Source organism: Mesorhizobium sp. WSM4845 (genome assembly GCF_055811455.1).
This window is the reverse complement of record NZ_JBVVQA010000004.1, coordinates 314,046-336,658: the sequence shown is the minus strand read 5'-3', so window position 1 is coordinate 336,658 and position 22,613 is coordinate 314,046. Positions and strand designations below refer to the sequence as shown.

General features: G+C 63.5%; 22 protein-coding genes and 1 riboswitch. Of the genes, 13 read left to right on the top strand and 9 right to left on the bottom strand.

What is annotated here, in order from left to right; translation table 11 throughout:
* The first annotated feature begins 95 nt into the window (after positions 1-95).
* From AC0L2C_RS07595 to AC0L2C_RS07580, 4 genes are all read left to right on the top strand, one after another.
* Entirely contained in the window at positions 96-935 is an 840-nt protein-coding gene (locus AC0L2C_RS07595; protein ID WP_128182453.1) for an alkaline phosphatase family protein, read from the top strand.
* Positions 936-1,260: 325 nt separating this feature from the next.
* On the top strand, positions 1,261-1,827 hold the full coding sequence (locus tag AC0L2C_RS07590; RefSeq protein WP_473523085.1) for a sigma-70 family RNA polymerase sigma factor: 567 nt from the start codon (positions 1,261-1,263) through the stop codon (positions 1,825-1,827).
* The gene (locus tag AC0L2C_RS07585; RefSeq protein WP_473523084.1) at positions 1,824-2,489 is read left to right on the top strand and encodes an anti-sigma factor; all 666 of its coding nucleotides are present in this window, start codon (positions 1,824-1,826) and stop codon (positions 2,487-2,489) included. Before AC0L2C_RS07590 ends, AC0L2C_RS07585 begins: the two co-directional genes overlap by 4 nt.
* Positions 2,479-3,957 (top strand): S8 family serine peptidase, encoded by a 1,479-nt coding sequence (locus tag AC0L2C_RS07580; RefSeq protein WP_473523083.1) that lies wholly within the window; start codon positions 2,479-2,481, stop codon positions 3,955-3,957. Before AC0L2C_RS07585 ends, AC0L2C_RS07580 begins: the two co-directional genes overlap by 11 nt.
* 58 nt (positions 3,958-4,015) lie before the next feature.
* Here AC0L2C_RS07580 and AC0L2C_RS07575 read toward each other — a convergent pair whose 3' ends face one another.
* Entirely contained in the window at positions 4,016-5,038 is a 1,023-nt protein-coding gene (locus AC0L2C_RS07575; protein ID WP_473523082.1) for a substrate-binding domain-containing protein, read from the bottom strand.
* A 361-nt stretch (positions 5,039-5,399) separates the two neighbouring features.
* On the opposite strand from AC0L2C_RS07575, the gene AC0L2C_RS07570 reads away from it, so the two are divergent.
* The 5 genes from AC0L2C_RS07570 to AC0L2C_RS07550 all read left to right on the top strand — a co-directional run bounded on the left by AC0L2C_RS07570 (position 5,400) and on the right by AC0L2C_RS07550 (position 11,961).
* On the top strand, positions 5,400-6,755 hold the full coding sequence (locus AC0L2C_RS07570) for an ABC transporter substrate-binding protein (protein ID WP_473523081.1): 1,356 nt from the start codon (positions 5,400-5,402) through the stop codon (positions 6,753-6,755).
* Between the two features lie 229 nt (positions 6,756-6,984).
* Positions 6,985-7,998: a carbohydrate ABC transporter permease gene (locus AC0L2C_RS07565; RefSeq protein WP_473523080.1), complete on the top strand. Its 1,014-nt coding sequence runs from the start codon at positions 6,985-6,987 to the stop codon at positions 7,996-7,998.
* Position 7,999: 1 nt separating this feature from the next.
* A complete protein-coding gene (locus tag AC0L2C_RS07560; RefSeq protein WP_027151438.1) occupies positions 8,000-9,154 on the top strand; it encodes a carbohydrate ABC transporter permease in 1,155 nt (384 codons plus the stop codon).
* Between the two features lie 4 nt (positions 9,155-9,158).
* Positions 9,159-10,823 (top strand): beta-galactosidase BglA, encoded by a 1,665-nt coding sequence (gene bglA / locus AC0L2C_RS07555; RefSeq protein ID WP_473523079.1) that lies wholly within the window; start codon positions 9,159-9,161, stop codon positions 10,821-10,823.
* A 25-nt stretch (positions 10,824-10,848) separates the two neighbouring features.
* Positions 10,849-11,961, top strand: a complete 1,113-nt coding sequence (locus tag AC0L2C_RS07550; RefSeq protein WP_473523078.1) for an ABC transporter ATP-binding protein — start codon at positions 10,849-10,851, stop codon at positions 11,959-11,961.
* A gap of 189 nt (positions 11,962-12,150) precedes the next feature.
* Here the strand turns inward: AC0L2C_RS07550 and AC0L2C_RS07545 are convergent, their stop codons facing one another.
* The 3 genes from AC0L2C_RS07545 to AC0L2C_RS07535 form a co-directional block, all read right to left on the bottom strand.
* The gene (locus AC0L2C_RS07545) at positions 12,151-12,387 is read right to left on the bottom strand and encodes a DUF680 domain-containing protein (protein WP_023796852.1); all 237 of its coding nucleotides are present in this window, start codon (positions 12,385-12,387) and stop codon (positions 12,151-12,153) included.
* A gap of 74 nt (positions 12,388-12,461) precedes the next feature.
* Positions 12,462-12,686 (bottom strand): DUF680 domain-containing protein, encoded by a 225-nt coding sequence (locus tag AC0L2C_RS07540; RefSeq protein WP_473523077.1) that lies wholly within the window; start codon positions 12,684-12,686, stop codon positions 12,462-12,464.
* Positions 12,687-12,753: 67 nt separating this feature from the next.
* The gene (locus AC0L2C_RS07535) at positions 12,754-12,960 is read right to left on the bottom strand and encodes a DUF680 domain-containing protein (RefSeq protein ID WP_473523076.1); all 207 of its coding nucleotides are present in this window, start codon (positions 12,958-12,960) and stop codon (positions 12,754-12,756) included.
* 507 nt (positions 12,961-13,467) lie between these two features.
* A riboswitch (cobalamin riboswitch) is annotated at positions 13,468-13,670 on the top strand.
* A 113-nt stretch (positions 13,671-13,783) separates the two neighbouring features.
* On the opposite strand from AC0L2C_RS07535, the gene AC0L2C_RS07530 reads away from it, so the two are divergent.
* Together AC0L2C_RS07530 and AC0L2C_RS07525 are read left to right on the top strand one after the other, a co-directional pair.
* Positions 13,784-15,031, top strand: a complete 1,248-nt coding sequence (locus AC0L2C_RS07530; RefSeq protein ID WP_473523075.1) for an aromatic ring-hydroxylating oxygenase subunit alpha — start codon at positions 13,784-13,786, stop codon at positions 15,029-15,031.
* 23 nt (positions 15,032-15,054) lie between these two features.
* Positions 15,055-16,185: an FAD-binding oxidoreductase gene (locus AC0L2C_RS07525; protein ID WP_128244548.1), complete on the top strand. Its 1,131-nt coding sequence runs from the start codon at positions 15,055-15,057 to the stop codon at positions 16,183-16,185.
* 9 nt (positions 16,186-16,194) lie between these two features.
* Here the strand turns inward: AC0L2C_RS07525 and AC0L2C_RS07520 are convergent, their stop codons facing one another.
* From AC0L2C_RS07520 to AC0L2C_RS07500, 5 genes are all read right to left on the bottom strand, one after another.
* The gene (locus AC0L2C_RS07520; protein WP_473523074.1) at positions 16,195-16,941 is read right to left on the bottom strand and encodes an FAD-binding oxidoreductase; all 747 of its coding nucleotides are present in this window, start codon (positions 16,939-16,941) and stop codon (positions 16,195-16,197) included.
* Positions 16,938-17,549: a molybdopterin-dependent oxidoreductase gene (locus tag AC0L2C_RS07515; RefSeq protein ID WP_128170384.1), complete on the bottom strand. Its 612-nt coding sequence runs from the start codon at positions 17,547-17,549 to the stop codon at positions 16,938-16,940. The genes AC0L2C_RS07520 and AC0L2C_RS07515 overlap by 4 nt, the downstream gene beginning before the upstream one ends.
* 84 nt (positions 17,550-17,633) lie before the next feature.
* Positions 17,634-18,353, bottom strand: coding sequence for an MBL fold metallo-hydrolase (locus tag AC0L2C_RS07510; protein WP_473523073.1), 720 nt, complete (start codon positions 18,351-18,353; stop codon positions 17,634-17,636).
* Positions 18,354-18,366: 13 nt separating this feature from the next.
* The gene (locus AC0L2C_RS07505) at positions 18,367-19,533 is read right to left on the bottom strand and encodes a diphosphate--fructose-6-phosphate 1-phosphotransferase (protein ID WP_473523072.1); all 1,167 of its coding nucleotides are present in this window, start codon (positions 19,531-19,533) and stop codon (positions 18,367-18,369) included.
* A 119-nt stretch (positions 19,534-19,652) separates the two neighbouring features.
* On the bottom strand, positions 19,653-20,420 hold the full coding sequence (locus tag AC0L2C_RS07500) for a L,D-transpeptidase (RefSeq protein ID WP_473523071.1): 768 nt from the start codon (positions 20,418-20,420) through the stop codon (positions 19,653-19,655).
* Positions 20,421-20,608: 188 nt separating this feature from the next.
* Between AC0L2C_RS07500 and AC0L2C_RS07495 the strand changes: the two genes are divergently transcribed.
* Positions 20,609-21,232, top strand: a complete 624-nt coding sequence (locus AC0L2C_RS07495; RefSeq protein WP_077375225.1) for a LysE family translocator — start codon at positions 20,609-20,611, stop codon at positions 21,230-21,232.
* Positions 21,233-21,241: 9 nt separating this feature from the next.
* A complete protein-coding gene (locus AC0L2C_RS07490; protein ID WP_473523070.1) occupies positions 21,242-22,564 on the top strand; it encodes a tetratricopeptide repeat protein in 1,323 nt (440 codons plus the stop codon).
* Positions 22,565-22,613 lie beyond the last annotated feature (49 nt).

Sequence of the window (22,613 nt, the reverse complement as noted above, 5' to 3'; positions counted from 1 at the left end):
CTTCTCTTGTCCTCAGTCCCCGAAATGGAGATCGGCTGGCTGGAGAAGGCGATCAAGGGACGACGCATGGCCAGCGCCGGCAATTAGACACCCCGGTGGCGCTCGAGACAAAACTTCTGCTGATCATCCTCGACGGCGTGCCTTATCGCAATTGGCGCCGGCTGATGGGCAATCTCGAAGGCTGGGTGCAATCGGGCGAAGCGCGCGTCTGGAAGATGCGCTCCGTGCTGCCGTCGACCTCGGCCTGCTGCTATGCGTCGATCCATACTGGCGTGGCGCCGCAAGTGCACGGCATCCTGACCAACGAGAACCGGTTCCGCGTTGAGCAACCCGACATATTCTCCGAGGTCAGCAAAGCCGGTGGCAAGACCGGCGCGGTCACTCATTCCTACTGGTCCGAATTCTTCCGGGCCTATCCGTTCGATCTGGTCGAGGACATGGAGTTCGATGAGCCCGGCGGGCCGATCACGCATGGCCGGTTCCACACCATGACCGGCTACAACGCCCGCAATCAGATGACGCCGAGCGACGTCGACCTGTTCGCGACGCTGACGATGCTGACCAGGCGCCACGGCATCGACTACGGCATCCTGCACACCTGCACGCTGGACTCGATGGGCCACCGCTTCGGCCACGACTGCCATGAGATGGACAATGCCGTCTATGCGATGGACGGCATGCTGGCCACCTTCCTGCCGCGCTGGCGGGAAGCCGGCTACGAGGTGATCGTCACCGCCGATCACGGCCAGACCGATCGCGGCCATCATGGCGGCCATGACGACGAGATGCAGGATTTTGCGCTTTACTACTTCGGGCCCGGCATGGGGCCGGAGGCCGACGCTCAATTAGACCAGTTGCAGCTTGCGCCTACGGTGCTTGCGCGCCTCGGCGTGCCGGTGCCCGCGACGATGAAGGCCAGGCCGTTCCTGGACTGAACACGCGTCTTCCCTTCTCCCGCTGTGGGAGAAGGTGGATTGGCGCGAGGCGACAAGACGGATGAGGGGTGTTGTAAGAAACTCGGCGTGAAAATATTGAGGGATTTGAAGCGCTTATTTCTTGGGTGTAGCGATCCGTTCAGCACCCGTCATCCGACCGAGCTTCGCTCGGCCAGCTTCTCCCACAGGGGGGAGAAGGGAAGAAGCTCCCTCTGGCAACGCTGCCGCTCTTCGGCTAGCTTTCAGGATAATCCGGGCGATAGCGGTGAACCTTTTTGGGCCGATCAGCGACAGAGCAGAAAGGAGCCAGGCGGCTCGACCGGCCATGACGGCAGCCGCGGAAACCGATCGCGCGCTTGTCGGCCGGGTTGCCAAAGGCGACCGTGCCGCCGTGCGGCTCCTGTTCATGCGCCACCACGCGCGGGTCTACCGCTTCGTGGTGCGCCAGACGGGATCGGAAATGATGGCCGACGATATCGCCAACGAGGTGTTTCTCGAACTCTGGCGCCAGGCGCCCGGCTTCGAGGGGCGCTCGGAAGTCTCGACATGGCTGCTCGGCATCGCCCGCTTCAAGGCGCTGTCGTCGCTGCGCAAGAAAAAGGAAGACTGGATAGACGACGATGACGCGGCCCAGGTCGCCGACGGCGCCGACTCTCCGGAAGTCGTCACCATGAAGGAAGACAAGGGCGCCGCGTTGCGGCGCTTCATCGATGCCTTGCCGGAAGAACACCGCACGGTGATCGACCTTGCCTACTACCACGGACAGTCGGTGACCGAGATCGGCGAGGTGCTCGGTATCCCGGTCGCCACCGTCAAGACCAGAATGTTCTACGCCCGCAAGAAACTCGGCGAGGCCCTCAAGGCCGCCGGTTACGACAGGGGGTGGCCATGAGCGCCGCTGAAAAGATGTCGCGCCGCGATGAAATGGAAACGCTGCTGCCGTTCTATCTGAATGGCTCGCTGGAAGGCGCAGAGCTCGAAGCCGTCGAGGAATGGCTGGCGACCGACCCGGCAGCGCTTGCCGCACTCGGCGAGGCCGAAGCCGAATTCTCCGGCACCGCTGCATCCAATGAGGCGATCCGTCCGCCGGCCGATGCGCTCAGCCGATTCGCCCGGGCGCTCGACGCCGAGGCCGGTCCAGCGCGCGCGCCGGCGGCCTCCTGGCTGGCGCAAGCGTGGGGCCGCTTCACGGCAGTTCCCGCCGGCGTCGCCTGGGCTGCGGCCGCGGCTCTGCTGGCGCTTGTTGTGGTGCAGTCGTTTGAGCGGCCCGGCGGCATCGACAGCGATTTCGAAATTGCCGGCCAGCAAGGCGATCTTGCGAAAATGCCGTTCGCGCTGGTCAAGTTCAAGCCGGATGCGAAGATGGCCGACATTGTCGCTTTTCTTGGCGAGCACCAGCTGAAGATTGCCGGCGGCCCGACCGTCGAAGGTGTCTTCCGTCTTGGCATCCCGGCCGCGACCGTAGCCGACTATGAAAAAGTGCTCGGCCTGATCGCCACCCAGCCGTTTGCAGAGGCTGTGGTCGAGGGAAGGAAACCGGTCGATGGCGGCTAGGGCGGTCATCCGATTTGCGGCGCTGCTTGTGGCGGCGATGATAATCGGCGCTGCACCTGCCCTGGCGCAGACCAATGATCCGAACCTTACGCAGACTGAAATCGACTGCCTCAACCGAGGGGCGACGGCGGCCGACTGCATCAAACGCGACACAGAGGATGGCAGCGGCGAAAGGCCGGGTGCAGGTTCCGCCGCGACAAATGCAGTGTTTCTTCCCGCGCTGATCGTCGACCTGTTCCCAAATCCTGTCGGCGGCGGCCAGGCGCCGCTGCCGACGCCCGATCCGCGCCGCGATCCGGCCAGCGGTGCGTTGCCGCCGCCGGTCCCGCCTGCCGGTGCGACAGCGATACAAGCCGCTGCGGCAGGCGGGCCGATGGTTTCGCCCAGCGATCTGGTCGCGGCCGAGCCGCCGCGCGCCGTCGTCGGTGATTTCGTGCCGGACGAGGTGCTGGTGACGGTGGAGGGCGACGCCGTCCAGCAGATCGCCGCCTCCTTTGGCCTCGAGGTGCGCTCGCAGCGCCAGTCTCAGTTGCTCGGCGCCACGCTGGTACGCTTCGGCATTCCCGATGGCCGCCCGGTCGGCGTCGTGCTGGCGCAGCTTGCCGCCGACGGCCGTACTTTGCGGCGCGAGCCCAACCATATCTACTCGCTGCAGCAGGCAGCCACCATCGTCAACTATGCCTTCGAGCGCATTGCGCTCGATGCGAAAGGGGCGAGCGGCGAGAACGTGCGGATTGCCGTCGTCGACACCGCCATCGACGACACCAACCCGGCTCTAAGCGGCGTCATCGCCGATCAGTTCGACGCCATGCCCGACGTGCCGATCGAGGCGCGCGATCACGGCACCTCGATCGACGGCCTGATCGCCGGCGTCGGCGCGCTCAAAGGCATGGCGCCGGGCGCCAGGATCTACCACGCCCGCGCCTTCGAGGGCGGCAAATCGACGATGGACGTCATCCTTGCGGCGCTCGACTGGGCGGCGGAGCAGGACGTCCGCATCATCAATATGAGCTTCGTCGGCCCGAAGAACGACCTGCTCGGCGTCGCCTGCCGCAATGCTCGCGCCTTGGGCATCGTGCTGGTCGCCGCCGCCGGCAACAACGGACCGAAGGCGCCCTACGGCTATCCGGCCGCCTTCGACGGCGTCATCGCGGTGACCGCCACCGATGCCAAGGACGGGCTGATGCAGCAGGCCAATCGCGGCGCCTACGTCTTCCTCTCCGCTCCCGGCGTCGAGATGGTGGCGCCGAGCGGCGCCGGTTCGGATGTCGTCACCGGCACCTCGTTTGCCGCAGCGATCGTCACCGGCGCGATCGCCAATCTGCTGCATACCGCACCCGACCGTTCCGCCGACTGGATCGAGAAAGCGCTGGCCGCCACGGCAAGGGATCTCGGCCCCAAGGGACGAGACAATGATTTCGGCTATGGCCTGTTGGATATCAGGGCGGCCGAGGCGGCGAAGGAGTAAGTCCGCGTGGGAGGTAAAGCGATGTCGTATTTCCAGGTACCCGCCAACATTTGACCCCTTACGGCGGTGCGCCGGCGACCGATCCCCTGATGACCAGGTCGACCGGCCAGACTTCGCCGCGGGCACCCTCCTCCAACCCCGAAATCCGCGCCGCCAGCCGCTCGGCGATACGAGCGCCGGCCAGGCGGATCGACGAACGCGTCGTCGACAACGGCACCGAAAAATTCTCCGGCTTCAGCCAGGGGAAGACGTCGTCGTGGGCGATCAGCGACAGGTCGCCCGGAATGGTCAGGCCGAGATCGCGCACCGCGCGCACGACGCCGAGCGCCATGATCAGGCTGGAGCAGGCGATCGCGGTCGGCGCATCGCTGCGCTCAAGCAACCGTCTGGCGGCGCGGTAGCCGTTCTCCTCGGTCATGGCGAGGGAACAGACATCCCCTTCGCCAAGCAACAGACCGCTTGCCGCTAGCGCCCGGCGCACGCCACGCTCGCGGTGAATGGCGAAGGACTCGCGGCCGTCGCCGTTGATCAGCGCCAGCCGCCGGTGACCGAGTTGGACGAGCAACCGTGCCGCCTCGTGGAAGGCGCCCTCATTGTCGATGTCGGTGAAAGGGTAATCGAAATCGAGGCCTTCGCTGCGGCCATGGACGATGAAGGGGATGCCGAGCGTGCTGACCAGCGCCACCCGCCGGTCGGCCGGCCTCGGCGAGGAGATGTAGACGGCGTCGACCTGCCGGTTGGCGACGATGCGCCGATAGGTCGTCTCCTGATCGTCGGCATCGGCGGGGGACAGCACCAGGTCGAGTTCGTGCGAACGGGCGTAGTCGCCGAGACCGGAGAGGAATTCGACGAAATGCGGGTCGATGTCGACGGCCGCCCCGGTCGGCAAGACATAACCGATCATCCCGGTCTTGCCGGTAGCCAGCCGACGCGCGCTCGGGTTGGGGCGATAGCCGTGGCGCTTGGCTGCGTCGATCACCCGCCGGCGCGTTTCCTCGTTGACTTCCGGGTAGCCGTTCAGCGCGCGGCTTACCGTCGTCTGCGAAAGCGCCAGCATATGGGAAAGCTGTTTGAGGTTCACCGGAGGCCTCCAAGCCTCAAAGCGCTTTAACTATGGGTCGCTCGCGCCACGGCGGCAAGCGCTACCGATGCGAAGATCATAAGCACCCTTTCTAACCGGTTTGAAGCAAAATTTGCTGTTGCAGCGCCCAAAATGGTGCTGCAGCGCACTTTGTTTGCGCTTGCGGCCGTGAAATTAAATCGATTAGTTTACCAGCCTCTTGACTTCTGATTAATTCAGTGGCGTGATTGCAAAGACCAAAGCGCTTTGGAAGACTCTTCGAAAGGTTGCGGTTCCCTTCCGAGTGAGTCACAGTCCTGCTGCGTCGGCGGACGGAATGGAGGTTCCGTCCGGTGTCTGTCACCACTGGGAGGGAATACCAATGAGGAAAATGCTTCTGCTGAGCGCCGCCTTTGTCGCGCTCGCCCTGGGCGCACCGGCGCAAGCCGAACTGAAGTTCAAGCCCGGCGAAGACCCCCGCTTCAACTGGGCGAATTACGAAGAGCTCAAGAAAGTCGACCTCAAGGGCGAGACGCTGTCGATCTTCGGGCCATGGCGCGGCGAGGACGAGGGCCTCATCCGTACCGTTCTCGACTATTTCTCGGAAGCCACCGGCGCCGAGGTCAAATACTCCTCGTCGGAAAATTACGAACAGCAGATCGTCATCGACACGCAGGCCGGCAGCCCGCCCAACATCGCCGTGCTGCCGCAGCCGGGCCTGATCCAGGACCTGGCGTCCAAGGGCCTGCTGACGCCGCTCGGCGACGACACCGCCAACTGGATCAAGGACAATTACGGCGCCGGCCAGTCATGGGTCGATCTCGGCACCTTCAAGGACAAGGATGGCAAGCCGGGCTTTTTCGCCTTTCCCTACAAGGCCGACGTGAAATCGCTGGTCTGGTACTCGCCGGACAATTTCGAGGAAGCCGACTACGAGGTGCCGAAGACGCAGGAAGAGCTCGCCGAGCTCGAAAAGCAGATCATCGCCGACGGGGGCACGCCATGGTGCATCGGGCTCGGTTCTGGCGGCGCCACCGGCTGGCCGGCGACCGACTGGGTCGAGGACATCATGCTGCGCACCCAGACGCCCGAGACCTACGACAAGTGGGTGAAGAACGAGATTCCGTTCAACGACCCCGCGGTGGTCAACGCCATCGACATTTTCGGCAAGATCGCGACTGACGACAAGATGGTCGACGGCGGCGCCAAGGCGGTGGCGGCGACCGATTTTCGCGACAGCCCGAAAGGCCTGTTCTCGGTGCCGCCGAAATGCTATCTGCACCATCAGGCGTCGTTCATCCCAACCTTCTTCCCGGAAGGCACCGAGATCGGCCAGGACGCCGACTTCTTCTACTTCCCAGCTTACGCTGCCAAGCCCGACCTCGGCACCCCGGTTCTCGGCGCCGGCACGCTGGCCATGATCACCAAGGATAGCAAGAGTGCCCGCGCGTTCATCGAATTCCTGAAGATGCCGCTCGCCCATGAGATCTGGATGGCCCAGGGCGGCTTCGTGACGCCGTTCAAGTCGGTCAACAAGGACGCCTATGCCAGCGACGCGCTGAAGAAGCAGGGCGAAATCCTCGCCGAGGCCTCGACCTTCCGCTTCGACGGGTCCGACCTGATGCCGGGCAAGATCGGCGCCGGCGCCTTCTGGACCGGCATGATCGATCTCGTCGGCGGCAAGTCCGCCCAGGAAGTCGCCACCGACATCCAGAAGAGCTGGGACGCGATCAAGTAGGCGGTCCCGGCTGAACGTCCGATCCTGCATGGATCCGGGCCTCGGTGGCCCGGATCCGACCGGCGGCCCGCACAGCAGCAATTTTTATGAGCACATTCCGGCATGACGCGCGACCAGCAAGAGCAAACCCTGCCTTGCATCCGATCGCGTTCCAAATAACTGAATCGGCCTGTGATCGCATCGCCAAAGTCATTCCCGACTGGCGGATCATGCGCAGAGGGAGGGACCCGTGGCGGCTCAGATTTTCTCGGCCATATTCGTCATCGTCGTCGGCGTCGGCGGCTGCGTCGCCTATTTCTGGGGCGCCAACAAGCTGGTGGACATCATTTTCCCGTCGCGCGGGGTTGCAGGTGCGGCGGCCATCGACAATCTGCGCCGGCAGGGGATGATCCGGCCGTGGCTGTTCGTCGGCCCGGCCATGATCATCCTCACCATCTACCTGATCTACCCGGTCGTGGAGACGCTCAGGCTGTCGTTCCTCGATCGCGGTGGCGCCAATTTCGTCGGCTTCGCCAATTATGAATGGGCGTTCGGCGACCGCGAATTCCGCACCTCCATCCTCAACAACGTCATCTGGCTGGCGGTCGTGCCTGCCGCCTGCACCTTCCTCGGGCTGATCATCGCCGTCCTCACCGACAAGATCTGGTGGGGCACCATCGCCAAGAGCCTCATCTTCCTGCCGCTGGCCATCTCGTTCGTCGGCGCCAGCGTCATCTGGAAGTTCATCTACGAGTATCGTGGTGCTGGCCAGACGCAGATCGGCCTGCTCAACGCCATCATCCAATATTTCGGCGGCCAGCCACAGGTCTGGATATCGCTGCCGTTCTGGAACAATTTCTTCCTGATGATCATCCTGATCTGGATCCAGACCGGCTTTGCCATGGTCATCCTGTCCTCTGCCTTGCGGGGCATTCCCGAGGAGACGCTGGAGGCGGCCGTCATCGACGGCGCCAATCCGTTCCAGATCTTCTGGAAGATCATGGTGCCGCAGATCTGGGGAACGATCGCCGTCGTCTGGACCACCATCACCATCCTGGTGCTGAAGGTTTTCGACATCGTGCTGACGATGACCAACGGCCAATGGAACAGCCAGGTGCTGGCCAATCTGATGTTCGACTGGATGTTCCGCGGCGGCGGCGATTTCGGCCGTGGCGCCACCATCGCCATCATCATCATGATCGCGGTCATTCCGATCATGATCTGGAACATCCGCCAGGCCAACAAAGAGACGGGAGGACATTGAGATGGCCGTCTCGACCGGAAAGTCCTTTGCCAGCCGTTTCGGCGTCCATATCGCGGTCTTCCTCTTCGTCGCGATCTGGACGATCCCGACGCTCGGCATTCTCGTCTCGTCGCTGCGCGACAAGGACCAGATCATCGCCTCGGGCTGGTGGAACTCGTTCGCCAGTTCCACGCAGACGGAAGCGGGGCGGCTGCCACCCGCCTCGGCGCAAGTCGAGAAGGACGGCAAGTTCGTCCTCGAGGGCAACATCTTCGGCGATGATCCGGCCCGCGACATCAGCGCCTTTGGCGTCAAGTCGTCGGCGCCGACGCAATATCCCGCCGGCACCACAGCCGATCTCGGTGACGGCGAGACCTTGCAACTCAACCCCGACGGCAGTTTCGTCATGACCTCGACCAAGCCGTTCGAGGGCGAGCGTGGCCAGCGCGTCTACTACGCCTCGTCGGCGCCGCCGAAATTCACCACCGACAATTACAATACGGTGCTGTTTTCGGAAGGCATCGGCCGCTCCTTCATGAATTCGCTGACCGTCACCATTCCGGCGACCGTCATCCCGATCCTGATCGCGGCGTTCGCGGCCTATGCGCTGGCCTGGATGCGCTTTCCCGGCCGGGCGTTGCTCATCGCGGTGATCATCGGGCTCCTGGTGGTGCCGCTGCAGATGTCGCTGATCCCGCTGCTGAAACTTTACAACGGCGTCGGCAGCTTCTTCGGCGTGCCGTCGAAAACCTATCTCGGCATCTGGCTGGCGCATACCGGCTTCGGCCTGCCCTTCGCCATCTATCTCTTGAGAAGCTACATTGCCGGCCTGCCACGAGAAATCATGGAATCGGCGCGCATCGACGGCGCCAGCGATTTCGAGATCTTCGTCAAGATCGTGCTGCCGCTGTCGTTCCCGGTGCTGGCCTCTTTCGCCATCTTCCAGTTCCTGTGGGTGTGGAACGATCTACTGGTCGCGATGGTTTTCCTCGGCACCGAGGGCGACCAGATCGTGCTGACCGCCAAGCTCAACGCGTTGCTCGGCTCGCGCGGCGGCGACTGGGAGATCCTGACGACATCGGCCTTCATCACCATTGTCGTGCCGCTGATCGTGTTCTTCTCGCTGCAGCGCTATTTCGTCCGCGGGCTGCTCGCCGGCTCGGTGAAGGGAGGCTGAGATCATGCAATCCGCTGTGAAAGCGACGTTGAGTCCCGACTTCGCCGTCGACCGCGACTGGTGGCGAGGTGCCGTGATCTACCAGATCTATCCGCGCAGCTATCAGGACTCGAACTGCGACGGCATCGGCGACCTCAGGGGCATCATCGGCAGGCTGCCCTATATCGCGGCGCTCGGCGTCGATGCCATCTGGATCTCGCCGTTCTTCAAGTCGCCGATGAAGGATTTCGGCTACGACGTGTCCGACTATTGCGACGTCGATCCGATGTTCGGCACGCTGGCCGATTTCGACGCCCTGACCGCCGAGGCGCACAGGCTCGGGCTCAAGGTGATGATCGACGAGGTGCTGTCGCATACCGCCGACATCCATCCGTGGTTCAAGGAAAGCCGCTCGAGCCGCACCAACCCGAAGGCCGACTGGTATGTCTGGGCCGACGCCAGGCCCGACGGCACGCCACCCAACAACTGGCTGTCGATCTTCGGCGGTTCGGCCTGGCAGTGGGACACCAGCCGCCAGCAATATTACCTGCATAATTTCCTGGCCGAGCAGCCCGATCTCAACTTCCACAGCCGCGAAGTCCAGGACGCGCTGCTCGATGTCACCCGCTTCTGGCTGGAGCGCGGCGTCGACGGTTTCCGCCTCGACACCATCAATTTCTACTTCCACAGCCAGGGCCTCGAGGACAATCCGCCGCTGCCCCCCGAACAGCGCAACGACCAGACCGCTCCTTCCGTCAACCCCTACAACTACCAGGACCATCTCTACGACAAGAGCCGCCCCGAAAACCTTGGCTTCCTCGAACGCTTCCGCGCCCTGCTCGACGAATATCCGGCGACGGCGGCGGTTGGCGAAGTTGGCGATTCGCAGCGCGGACTGGAGGTGGTGGCGGCCTATACCGCCGGCAGCAAGCGCGTGCACATGTGCTATTCATTCGACTTCCTGGCGCCCGAAAAGATCAGCGCGGCAAAGGTGCGTTCGGTGCTGGAAGCCTTTGGCGAGGTCGCCAGCGACGGCTGGTCGTGTTGGGCCTTCTCCAACCACGACGTGATGCGCACTGCCTCGCGCTGGGCGGCCGGCGAGGCCGACCAGACCGCTTATCTCAAGGTGATCTCGGCGCTGCTGATGTCGCTGCGCGGCTCGGTCTGCATCTACCAGGGCGAGGAACTCGGTCTTGGCGAAGCGGAATTGCAATTCGAGGATCTGCAGGACCCCTACGGCATCCGGTTCTGGCCGGAATTCAAGGGCCGCGACGGCTGCCGCACGCCGATGGTCTGGAATGGCGCCGACGGCAATGGCGGCTTCTCCACGGCAAAGCCCTGGCTGCCCGTGCCTGCCAAGCACCTTTCGCAGGCGGTCGATGTGCAGCAGGGCGACGACAACTCGCTGCTCGAACACTACCGGCGCTTTCTCGCTTTCCGCCACCTGTATCCGGCGCTGGCCAAGGGCGAGATCGAGTTCATCGAAAGCCAGGGCGATACGGTCGCCTTCACGCGCCGCGAGGGCAATGAGCAGATCGTCTGCGCCTTCAATCTCGGCAGCCGACCGGCCGAAGTCAATCTCGGCGGACGCTCGCTGCAGCCCTTGCCGGGGCACGGGTTTTCGGGACAGACTGACGCCGGCTTTATCCGCCTCGGCGGCTACGGCGCCTGGTTCGGGCGTATCGACTGAATTTGCAATTCACTGGAGGGAACCCATGGCCGATGTCACGCTAAGGCAAGTGAAGAAATCATACGGCAATCTCAACATTCTCCATGGCATCGACCTCGACATAAAGTCGGGCGAGTTCATCGTCTTCGTCGGCCCTTCGGGCTGTGGCAAGTCGACCTTGCTGCGGTCGATCGCCGGGCTTGAGGAAATCACCTCCGGCGAGCTCAAGATCGACGGCGAGGTGGTGAACGACGTGCCGCCGTCGAAGCGCGGCATCGCCATGGTGTTCCAGTCCTATGCGCTCTATCCGCACATGACTGTCTACGACAACATGGCGTTCTCGATGAAGATCGGCAAGGAGAGCAAGGCCGAGATCGACAAGCGGGTGCGCCAGGCGGCGGAAATCCTGCAGCTGACCAAATATCTCGACCGCCTGCCCAAGGCGATGTCGGGCGGCCAGCGCCAGCGCGTCGCCATCGGCCGCGCCATCGTGCGCAACCCCAAGGTCTTCCTGTTCGACGAGCCGCTGTCGAACCTCGACGCGGCGCTGCGCGTCGCCACCCGCATCGAGATCGCCAAGCTCAAGGAATCGATGCCTGCTACAACGATGATCTACGTCACCCACGACCAGGTCGAGGCGATGACGCTGGCCGACCGCATCGTGGTGCTCAAGGAGGGCCATATCGAGCAGGTCGGCACGCCGATGGAGCTCTACAAGAGACCCGGCAATCTGTTCGTCGCCCAGTTCATCGGCTCGCCGGCCATGAACATCCTGCCGGCGACGATCGACAAATCAGGCGACCCGACCATCGTCAGTCATGTCGGCGGGCGCAAGGCGACGGTGCCGATCGCCACGCCGGCGTCGGCGACGGGCGCTGCGGTGAGCTTCGGCGTGCGGCCGGAAGATCTGACGATCGCCACCGGTGCGGATTATCTTTTCGAGGGAACGGTGGATTATGTCGAGCAACTCGGCGAGGTCCAGCTCGTCTATGTCGACATCGGCCGCGCCGACCTGCCGCTGGTCACCAAGCTGCCAGGCAATGTCGGGGTCAAGCGCGGCGCTGCGCTGCGCTTGAATGCCGATGCCGGCGACCTGCATATTTTCGATGCCGACGGACATTCATTCACGCTCCACAAAGCGGAAGCAAAGGCAGCCTGAGAGCAGCAGCCGAACTGATGGATGTTTGGTGACCCAAAAACGAGAGCGGCGGGCAAGCCGCCACTCTTGTGCGTTCCGGTCGCTGTTAGTGCGACGTGCGTCCAAGTGGACGCACAAAGGTACGCTCCAACACTTTAAACCTGCGCATCGTGCTTTCCGAGAATCGGAACCGATTTTCGGGCCGATGCGCTAGCGGCCGAACAGGTTCCGGTCGCTGCCCTGCGGGGCGGACTTCTGTACGTCGCCCGACGAGTTGAGCAGCTTGTAGACCGGCGAGCCGGTATTGCGTACCGAAGAAGTCTGCGTGTTGTCGACGTTGATGGTCGCCTGCTTGTTGATGTCGGTTCTGCCAAAGTTGTCGCTACCGGCAAAAGCGCCGCCCGCAGCAATCAAAAGCGCGGCGGCGGTAAGAACGATCTTCTTCATTTTCAAAACTCCTGGATTTTCTTGGTTCCGCCAGCCCGGCGGGCAAATGCCGCCGCCGCTGTTGGAACGAACTGTTAGTTGTTGCCGAACAGGTTACGGTCGCTGCCGTTGACGGGTTTCTCGTCAGCCAGAACCGGATTCTGCACCGAAGCCGAACTCCGAATCGAAGCCGTGTACGAGTTGCTGTCGACCGCAGCGGCCGGCTGGTTGGCGCCGTTCGATCCAAAGTTGTCGCTGCCGGCAAAAGCGCTGCCGGAGATGGCCACAATGGCGGCGGTGGCAAGAATGAGCTTCTTCATTTCAAATACTCCTGAGTTCCTCAGATCCCGAGCGGCGGACCGCCACTTTGCTGTTTGGGACCAGCTGTTAATTGTTGCCGAAAAGGTTGCGGTCGGCGCCCTGGCCAACGGGCTGCTTTTCAGCGTGAGCCGGCGTCTGGACAGAGGCCGTATACGAGCTGTCGACCGAAGCAGTCGGCTGGTTGGCGGCGTTGGACCCATAATGGTCGCTGCCGGCAAAGGCGCTGCCGGTGATGGCCAGAGCGGCGACGGCAGCAAGAGCGATCTTTTTCATTTTAGTACTCCAGTATCTTAGTCTTCAGTCCGTCTAGCGGCGTGTCTTGGGAGGATGCGCGCGTCGTTCGGACAGCCCCGATGTGGGAAGGCCATTCGGCGGATTCCAATCACGAAGTTGTTCCGTGTGGACCAAGAATCTACACCTTGAAATTGTACCAGAGGCATCTACTACCATAGTTTTATGGTTCGTTTTCAATATCTTATTCAAAATTAGCCATTCATGATTTGACGGATTGGCGGATCTGCGTTCACAGCATGCTGTACGCATTGTCAACAGAAACGAACCGTTCGGTTCGATTTTAGAAGCGGCTAATAGTCACTTTTGTAAACTGTTAACCTTCCTGGTCTCCGCCGCGGGTCGGATTCGATGTCACGGCAGCCGACAATGGCCGCCGACAAAGTGGGGTTTCAGCCCTGCAGATATAAACCTGCAGGTTTCGCCGGCGGTGTCGCGCCGCATGGATACGATGTCGCTTTCATGCCGGCAGTCAGCCGGCCGGCATGATTAGATCACGCCATCTCAGGTGCCGCTTGGTGACGACGAAGCGGAGAATTGGGAAGCCGGTCAGAACCCGGCGCTGCCCCCGCAACGGTGGTGGAGTTCAAGTCGCAACGGGAGACCACTGGGCCACAAGCCTGGGAAGGTGTCGCGACGAGTCCGCAAGGACACTCCAGAGCCCGGAAACCAGCCCGAGATTTTCAGACTCGACTGATCGCGGTGGGCGGTCAAGAGGTGGATGATGCACGTCCGGCCCTGTCGCCGGCGTGCAAACGGTCCTCCCTCCATCACCACCAGTTCAGTCCTTACACGAGGACAGGACATGGACGCGCGCAACGACATGCTGAGGCTCTTGCACGGCCGCAGGCAAGGCTATTCGCTCGAGCAGCCCTTCTACACCGATCCAGATTTCTTCAAGCTCGACATGGAGCTGATCTGGTATCGCGACTGGCTGTTCATCGGCCACGATTGCGAGTTGCCGAAAGCTGGCAGCTATATCACCGCCCAGATCGGCGACTATCCGGTCGTGCTGGTCCGCGACCAGCAAGGCAAGATCAATGCCTTCCACAATTCCTGCCGGCATCGCGGCAGCCGTGTCTGCAATGCCGACAAGGGCACTGCGGCGAAGCTGGTCTGCCCCTATCACCAGTGGACCTACGAGCTGGACGGCCGGCTGTTGTTTGCTCGCCAGATGGCAGACGGCTTCGACAAGAGCCAGTTCAGCCTGAAGCCGGTGGCTTGCGAAAGCGTTGCCGGCTACATCTTTATCTGCCTGGCCAACGAGCCGGCCGACTTCGCGCCGATGCGCGCCATGATCGAGCCTTACCTGCTGCCGCACCGGCTGCGCGAGGCAAAAATCGCATTCGAATCGACCATCGTCGAGAATGGCAACTGGAAGCTCGTCTGGGAGAACAACCGCGAGTGCTACCATTGCGCCGGCAACCATCCGGAACTCTGCAAGACATTCCCGGAAGCGCCGACCGTGACCGGCGTGCAGGGCGCCGACAGCGATCCAGAGATGCTCGCGCACTGGGCGAAATGCGAGGCGGCGGGCTTGCCGAGCAAGTTCCGCATCGATCCGGCCGGGCAGTATCGCGCCACCCGCGCGCCGCTGCTGCGCGACGCCGTCAGCTATACGATGACGGGAAGACGCGCGGTGAAGAAGAACCTTTCCGACAGCGTTTCGACCGACCGTATCGGCTCGCTGCTGCTCTATCACTATCCGACGAGTTGGAACCATATCCTCGGTGATCATGCCGTCACCTTCCGCGTGCTGCCGATCAGTGCCACGGAAACGGCCGTCACCACCAAATGGCTTGTCCACAAGGACGCGGTCGAAGGCGTCGATTACGACCTCGTCGAACTCACCCATGTCTGGACCGAGACCAACGACCAGGACCGTCGCATTGTCGAGGAAAACGCCTTCGGCATCCTGTCGCCGGCCTATGAGCCCGGCCCCTATTCGGAACTGCATGAGGGCGGCGTCATCCAGTTCGTCGAATGGTACGCCTCCTTCATCGGGCCGCGCCTTGCCGAGGCCGGGCGGCCGGCGCTGCGCAGCGTCGCCTGAACGAGGTCAAGGGGATGAATGCGATGACGGACCTTGGCCTCTACCGCCATCTCGACGAGATGGCGCCCTGGAACGACAGGCTCCAGGTGCTGGAAGTCATCGGCGTCAGCGACGAGGCGCCTGACGTGAAGACCTTCACCTTCCGCTCTGACAACCAGACCTGGTTCCGCTACAGACCGGGGCAGTTCGTGACGCTGGAACTGCCGACCACCGAGGGCCCGATGATGCGGACCTATACGCTGTCGTCCTCGCCGTCGAGGCCGTTCTCGATTGCGGTGACGGTGAAAGCGCAGGCCGGCAGCCTCGGCACCCGCTGGATGTTCGACAATCTGAAGCCCGGCGTTCACGTGAAGGCCTATGGGCCGGCGGGCGACTTTTCGCTGCACAGTCATCCAGCGGCCAAGTATCTGTTCATTTCGGCCGGCTCAGGCGTGACGCCGATGATGTCGATGCTGCGCTGGCTGAACGACTGCGCGCCATGGACAGATGTCGGCTTCGTCAACTGCGCGCGAAAGCCCGAGGAGATCATCTTCCGCAAGGAACTCGAGCTGCTCGGCAGCCGCATGCCGGGCCTGACGCTCGGCTTCATGATCGAGGAGCGGTCCAGCCGTGAGGGCTGGTTCGGCCATATGGGCCGGATCGACGCGATACGGCTGCCGCTGCTGGCGCCCGATTTTCGCGAGCGCGAAATTTTCTGCTGCGGCCCCGACCCCTTCATGCGCGCCGTGCGGCAGATGCTGGAGGCGGCCGGCTTCGACATGGCCAACTACCATCAGGAGAGCTTTGCGGCCCCGGCGGTGGAGGAAATTCCGGCCCCGTTCGGTTCGCCGGCAGAGGGTGGGCCGGCAAAAGGTGGGCCAGCAGAGGGCGGCATCGAGGTACCTGCCGAGGCCGCAACGCCGATCCGCTTTTCGCTTTCGGATATTGATGCCGAATGCGTTGCCGGCCAGACCGTGCTGCAGACGGCGCGCGCTTCGGGCGTACGCATCCCCGCAGCCTGCGAGTTCGGCCTGTGCGGAACCTGCAAGGTGAAAAAGGTCTCGGGCACGGTCGAGATGAGCCACAATGGCGGCATCCTCGATCACGAGATCGACGACGGCTTCATCCTTGCCTGCTGTTCGAAGCCGCTGACGGCGCTCGAGATCGACGCCTGACCGGGGAGCTTAAACCCCGTAGCGCTCGGTGCGGATGAGGCTTGCCGGAACGCCGGCATCGATCAGCGCCTGGGCGGCGGCCGACACGAAGGCATTCGAGCCGCAGACAAAGGCGAACCTTGGCGGCGCGGGCAGCCGCAGCATCGATTGCTCCATCATCGCGGCATCGACCCGCCGCGAATAGTCTGACGGGCGCCGGGCGGCCTCGCGGGTCAGCGCCAACACCAGATCGAAGCCGTCCCGACGATCGTGGAAGTCGATCAGCTCCTCGCGAAAGATCACCTCGTCCCAGACCCGTGCGGAAAATACCAATGCCACGGGCACCGCCGATCTGCGCGCGGCGCGATGGCGGATCATCGCCATCAGCGGTACCACGCCGGACCCGCCGCCGACCAGCAGAAGCGGGCCGCCGTCGCTGTCGGACCAGACGAAGTGGCCACCGAGCGGTCCGCGCAACTCGACCTCGTCGCCAACCGCCGCGATATCGTGGAAGAAGGGCGAGATCTCGCCATCATCGAGCCTTTCGATCGCCAGCTCGATCGTCTCGCCGGCTTCCGGCGCCGAGGCGATTGAGTAGGAGCGGCGCGCCTGATAGCCGTCCGGCGCCGTCAGCCTGACATCGACATGCTGCCCGGCACGATAGGCGAAGGGCCGCGACGGCTGGAGGAAAAAGCTGGTGACGCGCGGCGTGCGCTTTTCGATGCGGGCGATGGTCACCGTCTGCCAGGGCGACTGCGCCGCCGGCACGTCGCTCATGGATCGCCCGTATAGCGCTGCTCGCGCCACGGGTCGCCATAGATGTGATAGCCGCGCAGCTCCCAGAAGCCGGGCTCGTCGCGCTCGGTGAACTGCAGGCCGTTCAGCCATTTGGCCGACTTCCAGAAATAGAGATGCGGAACCAGCAGCCGCGCCGGGCCGCCATGGTCCGGCGTGATCGGCTTGCCTTCGTAAAGCAGCGCCACCATCGCCTTGCCGGCAGTGAGATCCTGCGTCGGCACATTGGTTGTATAGCCGTCGAAGGACAGCGCCAGCGTGAAGGCCGTCGGTGGCTCGATACCGGCATCCGCCAGAATATCGTCGACCAGCACGCCTTGCCACGCCGTGTCGAACTTGGTCCACGCGGTGACGCAGTGGATGTCGCGGGTCATCTTGGTCAAAGGCAGCGCGTTGAACTCTGTCCAGTTCCACGTCTTGATCGGCCGCGGTCCGTGCTTGAGCGTGAACGACCAGTCCTCGGTGCGCACAGGCGGCGTCGGCCCGGCCGACAGCACCGGAAACCCTTGCTCGAGATATTGCCCCGGCGGGATACGCGCATCCGCATCCGTCGGGGGCTTTCGTCCTGAAGAGAAGCCGCGGGTGACCATCGAGACAATCCGTTTGCATCAGGCCGCCTGTCGGCCTTCACCAATGTTGTCAAAGATACTCTGGCGGGCAACCAGATTCTTGGCTTATGCGCCGTCTGTTCGCCTGAGATAACCGGTGGCGATCTCGCGCATCCGTTTGGCGTCGAAGCTTGGTCCATGGCCGCCATGGCCGATGCTGACAGGCAGATCGAGCAGCCGCTGCATGGTTCGGCGATAGGCTGATCGGTCGGAATCCGGCAGGTCGTCGATCAGCAAGGCGTCGTAGATGGCGTCGCCGGCGAAGAACAGGCCGTCGGCCTCATCGAACAGCGCGATCGAATCCGGCGAATGGCCGGGCAGATGCAGCACCCGGAATTGCCGGTCGCCAAGGTCGACCAGATCGCCCTCGTCAAGCGTCCGCGTCAGCGGCGCCGGCTGGATTCTGTATTCGGCCGCTCTCCAGGCCGGTGCCGGCAGCTTCGAGACGGCGCCGTCGAGATCATGAAACATGTGGGCGTAGGTGACGGCGTCATCCATGCTGTCGAATTGCGCAGCACTCATCCTCGGCCCGGCTCGCAGCGGGAATTCGTGCAGCGAGCCGACATGGTCGAGGTGGATATGGGTGGCGACGACGAGCAGCGGCTTTCCATCAGGCGTGTCGATCTCCGGCGCCAGCGGGCAAATCCCCATGCCGGTGTCGACAAGCAGGTCGACGTCGCGGCCGCGCAGATGCCAGATGTTGGCGCGCACGAAATCATGCACGAACGGCTCGGTCAGCATGGTTGTAACGGCGTCGACCTTCGTCTTGCTGAACCAATCATCCATCAGAGGGCCGGCATCAGACGAACGGTTTTCCAACCTTGTATTTTTCGGGAACCAGTCGCTTCAGATAGGCCATTCCTGCATCGGAGAGCTGATTGACCTCAGGCAGCATGAAATCGTCGGGCATGTGACGGGTCTTGCCGGCGACGTTTTTCAGCGGCACCTTGTTCAGCACGGTTTTCTTGCCGTCATATTGCAGCGCCACCGAGCCGCCGCCCTGCTCGGCGACGGCGACCGCAAAGACGCCGGCATCAAAGGCTTCCTGCGCATCGACGGCGTTGATGGCGCCGACATAGCCGCGCGGCATGTAGCCGAGCGCATCGACGCGTGCCCGCTTGCCCGGCAATCCTTCGGCCAGCGCGCGCTCGAGGGCGGCCGGCAGGTCGCTGCCCGACAGCTTGACGTTGCCATGCGCATCGCGCTCCAGTTTGTCCGGCGGGACAAGACTTTCGACCAGCGCCTTGCCGTCGGCTGTGCTGACGCCTTCGGAGACTGCGACGATGCAGCGCTTGTGGCGATCGAGCGTGGCGCGCACGTCGTCGATAAAGGCTGAAGCCGAGAACGGACGCTCCGGCACATAAACGAGGTGCGGGCCGCTGTCGGGATCAAGCTGCCATGCGGCGGCGGCGGCGGTGAGGAAACCGGCGTGCCGCCCCATGACGATGCCGACATAGATGCCGGGCAGAGCACGGAAGTCGAGGTCGACCGAGAGAAAGGCGCCGGCGACGAACTCGGCTGCCGAAATGAAGCCGGGCGTGTGGTCGTTCTCCTCGAGATCGTTGTCGATGGTTTTCGGCGCATGGACGAAAGCCATCTTGCCGCCGGCGGCGTCGGTCAGGATCTGCTGCGTGCCCGACGTGTCGTTGCCGCCGATATAGATGAAGGCATCGGCGCCCGCCTTGTTCAGGCCGTTGAGGATGATCTCGCAATAGGCCTCGTCCGGCTTGTCGCGGGTCGAGCCAAGCGCGGCGCTCGGCGTCGCAGCAATCAACCGCAACCGGTCCTCAGGGATAGCCGAAAGATCGACATAGTTGCCGTCGCGGATGCCGCGCACGCCATGGATGGAGCCCAGGACCTTGGCGCCGGGATGCCGCTTGCGGATCTCGAGTGTGGCGCCCACCACCGTCTGGTTGATGACGGCGGTCGGGCCGCCGCCTTGCGCGATGACAAAAGTTCCGGACATGCTTCACGTCTCCCGAGCAGTGGCTTTGCAAGCCACATTCGCCTGTCTTGCGAGATCGCGCAACGGGAGAGTCGATCGGCCGCGTCAGCCGCCTCGAGTTCAGACGATGACCGGGAGGGTCAGACGACGACGACCGGGTTCCTCCTGGAGACGCGGCTGTAGAGGTCGATGATGTCCTGATTGATCAGGCGAACGCAGCCCGACGACATCGCCTGGCCGATGCTCCACCATTCGGGCGAACCGTGGATGCGGTAGCCGGTGTCCTGGCCGTTCTGGTAGATGTACAGCGCACGCGCTCCGAGCGGGTTGTCGAGGCCGCCGGGCTGCCCGGCCTGCCATTTCACCAGTTCCGGCTTGCGGGCGATCATCTCGGCCGGCGGCCTCCAGGTCGGCCATTCCTTGCCGTACTGGATGTTGGCGCGGCCGGACCAGCGAAAGCCATCCTTGCCGATGCCGACGCCGTAACGGATCGCGTCACCGCCGGGCTGCACCAGGTAGAGCAGCCGCTCCTGCGAATGGACGACGATGGTGCCGGGCTGCTCGCCGGTCGGGTCGACGACGATCTGGCGGCGGAACTCCGGCTTGACCTTGAGGTAGGGCACTTCCGGCAGCGTGAAGCCGCCGTCGGTGACGGAGGCATACATCACACCAGGGCTGGTGATGTTCCTGTCGACGCTGATGCTCGGGCGGACAGGGGTGATCGCGCCGGTGGTGACGGCGTCGAGTTGCAGCGCCGACAGGTCGAGCGTCTGGCTGCAGCCGGCGACGCCGAGCAGCGCCAGCGCACCGGCGCCGGACAACACTGCGCGGCGGGAAAGCTGGATTTCGGAAATTTCGATTTCGTCGCCATCGTGCGGCGGCGTCAGACCTTGCGGCAACTCACGCATCTACCCAAACCCTACGCTGTCGGCGGGAAACACGGTCCGGCCGGATAGAGTGCATTTTCACCAATCATGGTTGAAAAAGCGTGAAGAACCGTCGCCTGATGTTAACCAGGGGCATTTTCGATTTTTGCCCCTTTACATCTTTGTGAGCCCAAGGATTTATCCTCTTCTTTGAGCTCAAGGAGACGAACATGTCCTTCGAAAACTGGGCCGCCTTTGCCGCCGCCTCGACGATCCTTCTTGTCATTCCCGGCCCGACCATCCTTCTGGTCGTATCCTATGCGCTCGGCCAGGGCTGGCGCACCGCGCTGCCGATGGCGGTCGGCGTGGCGTTTGGCGATTTTACCGCGATGACGCTGTCGATGCTTGGCATCGGCGCGCTGCTGGCGGCGTCGGCCACCGTGTTCACGGTGCTGAAGGTGGTCGGCGCCGGCTATCTGATCTATCTCGGCATAAAGCTGTTTCGCGCCGGCGGCACGCTCAAGGCGGAGCCGCGCCTGGACGCGGTGTCCTCGGCCAAGATGATGGCGCATGCCTGGCTGGTCACCGCGCTCAATCCGAAAAGCATCACCTTCTTCGTCGCCTTCCTGCCACAGTTCCTCGACCGGCATGCCGATTTCTGGACGCAGATGCTGATCTTCGAGACGACTTTCCTGGCGCTCGCCTTCGCCAATGCCTTCGGTTACGCGCTGATCGCCGCAAGGGCACGCAACGTCGTTCGCAACCCGAAGGCGATCCGCATCTTCAACCGCACCGGCGGCACGCTGCTGGTCGGGGCCGGCATCGCCACAGTGGCGATGCGCTCGGGCAATTGAGGACATGACATGGCAGTCAGGGATGCATTCGGCCTGACGTTTTCGGGCGCGACGGAGGCCGGGTTCTCGCCTTACAGCCAGGCCGTGCGCGAACTGCAATGCTTCATCGGCGATCCGGTCGGCTCGGTCGATCGCGCCATCGCCGAGGATCCCGGCTTCGTCATGGCGTATGTGTTCAAGGGCTATCTCTTCGGCCTCGCCACCGAGCGCGAGGCGACAGCCGTGGCCAAGACATGCCACGAGGCGGCACTGCCGTTTGCCGCCACGCCGCGCGAGCAGGCGCATGTCGCAGCACTTGGCCATCTTGCCGCAGGACGCTGGCATGAAGCCGCCCGTCTGCTCGAGGATATCGCCATCGAGTTTCCACTCGATGCGCTGGCGCTGCAGACCGGGCACCAGATCGATTTCTTCACCGGCAATGCCCGCATGCTGCGCGACCGCATCGGCCGCGCGCTGCCGTCGTGGCAAAGCGGCATGCCGGGCTACCACGCCGTACTCGGCATGCAGGCGTTCGGACTGGAGGAAATGGGCGACTATGCGCGCGCCGAAAAGCTTGGCCGCATGGCAGTCGACATCGAGCCGCGCGACGGCTGGGCGCAGCACGCCGTCGCCCATGTCATGGAAATGCAGAGCCGGCAAAGGGACGGCATCGCTTGGATGCGCGCCAACCCCGACGCGTGGACGCGTGAAAGCTTCCTGAAAGTGCATAATTGGTGGCATCTGGCGCTGTTCCACTATGATCTCGGCGAAACCGACGAGGTGTTGGCGCTCTATGACGGCCCGATCTACGGCGAGCGCTCGACGCTGGCGCTCAACATGGTCGACGCCTCGGCGATCCTGTGGCGGCTGCATCTCGACGGCGTCGATGTCGGCGGCCGCTGGGCGGCGCTCGCCGCCAACTGGGCGAAGGCCAGCGCCGGCAACTATGCCTTCAACGATGCCCACGCAATGATGGCCCTCGTCGGCGCCGGCCAAGAGATGCCGGCTCGCACCTTGCTCGAGGCGCAGCACGAGGCCATGCACGCCAACGACGACAACGCTGCCTTTACCCGGGATGTCGGCCATCCCCTGACGCTCGCCATCAAGGCGTTCGGCGACGGCAATTTTGCCGAGACGGTCCGCCTGATCCGACCCATCCGGGCGATCGCCCACCGCTTCGGCGGCAGTCATGCGCAGCGCGACGTCATCGACCTGACGCTGATCGAGGCTGCGCTGCGGTCGGGCGACCGTGCGTTGGCAAGGGCACTCGCGGCGGAACGCGCGCTGGCGCGGCCCGACAGCCCGCTCTCGGCACTGCTTTCGCGGCGGGCTGCCGATTTGTCGGAGAATTGACCGGAGGCGGATCTTGTCTTAAAAACTGCCAAGTCAGATTTTTTCGAGA

Bases quoted from the DNA above. Each gene is read 5' to 3' on its own strand.
- AC0L2C_RS07590 (WP_473523085.1), top strand. From the start codon at position 1,261: ATGACGGCAGCCGCGGAAACCGATCGCGCGCTTGTCGGCCGGGTTGCC.
- AC0L2C_RS07585 (WP_473523084.1), top strand. From the start codon at position 1,824: ATGAGCGCCGCTGAAAAGATGTCGCGCCGCGATGAAATGGAAACGCTG.
- AC0L2C_RS07580 (WP_473523083.1), top strand. From the start codon at position 2,479: ATGGCGGCTAGGGCGGTCATCCGATTTGCGGCGCTGCTTGTGGCGGCG.
- AC0L2C_RS07570 (WP_473523081.1), top strand. From the start codon at position 5,400: ATGAGGAAAATGCTTCTGCTGAGCGCCGCCTTTGTCGCGCTCGCCCTG.
- AC0L2C_RS07560 (WP_027151438.1), top strand. From the start codon at position 8,000: ATGGCCGTCTCGACCGGAAAGTCCTTTGCCAGCCGTTTCGGCGTCCAT.
- bglA (WP_473523079.1), top strand. From the start codon at position 9,159: ATGCAATCCGCTGTGAAAGCGACGTTGAGTCCCGACTTCGCCGTCGAC.
- AC0L2C_RS07550 (WP_473523078.1), top strand. From the start codon at position 10,849: ATGGCCGATGTCACGCTAAGGCAAGTGAAGAAATCATACGGCAATCTC.
- AC0L2C_RS07545 (WP_023796852.1), bottom strand. From the start codon at position 12,387: ATGAAGAAGATCGTTCTTACCGCCGCCGCGCTTTTGATTGCTGCGGGC.
- AC0L2C_RS07540 (WP_473523077.1), bottom strand. From the start codon at position 12,686: ATGAAGAAGCTCATTCTTGCCACCGCCGCCATTGTGGCCATCTCCGGC.
- AC0L2C_RS07535 (WP_473523076.1), bottom strand. From the start codon at position 12,960: ATGAAAAAGATCGCTCTTGCTGCCGTCGCCGCTCTGGCCATCACCGGC.
- AC0L2C_RS07530 (WP_473523075.1), top strand. From the start codon at position 13,784: ATGGACGCGCGCAACGACATGCTGAGGCTCTTGCACGGCCGCAGGCAA.
- AC0L2C_RS07525 (WP_128244548.1), top strand. From the start codon at position 15,055: ATGACGGACCTTGGCCTCTACCGCCATCTCGACGAGATGGCGCCCTGG.
- AC0L2C_RS07520 (WP_473523074.1), bottom strand. From the start codon at position 16,941: ATGAGCGACGTGCCGGCGGCGCAGTCGCCCTGGCAGACGGTGACCATC.
- AC0L2C_RS07515 (WP_128170384.1), bottom strand. From the start codon at position 17,549: ATGGTCACCCGCGGCTTCTCTTCAGGACGAAAGCCCCCGACGGATGCG.
- AC0L2C_RS07510 (WP_473523073.1), bottom strand. From the start codon at position 18,353: ATGGATGATTGGTTCAGCAAGACGAAGGTCGACGCCGTTACAACCATG.
- AC0L2C_RS07505 (WP_473523072.1), bottom strand. From the start codon at position 19,533: ATGTCCGGAACTTTTGTCATCGCGCAAGGCGGCGGCCCGACCGCCGTC.
- AC0L2C_RS07500 (WP_473523071.1), bottom strand. From the start codon at position 20,420: ATGCGTGAGTTGCCGCAAGGTCTGACGCCGCCGCACGATGGCGACGAA.
- AC0L2C_RS07495 (WP_077375225.1), top strand. From the start codon at position 20,609: ATGTCCTTCGAAAACTGGGCCGCCTTTGCCGCCGCCTCGACGATCCTT.
- AC0L2C_RS07490 (WP_473523070.1), top strand. From the start codon at position 21,242: ATGGCAGTCAGGGATGCATTCGGCCTGACGTTTTCGGGCGCGACGGAG.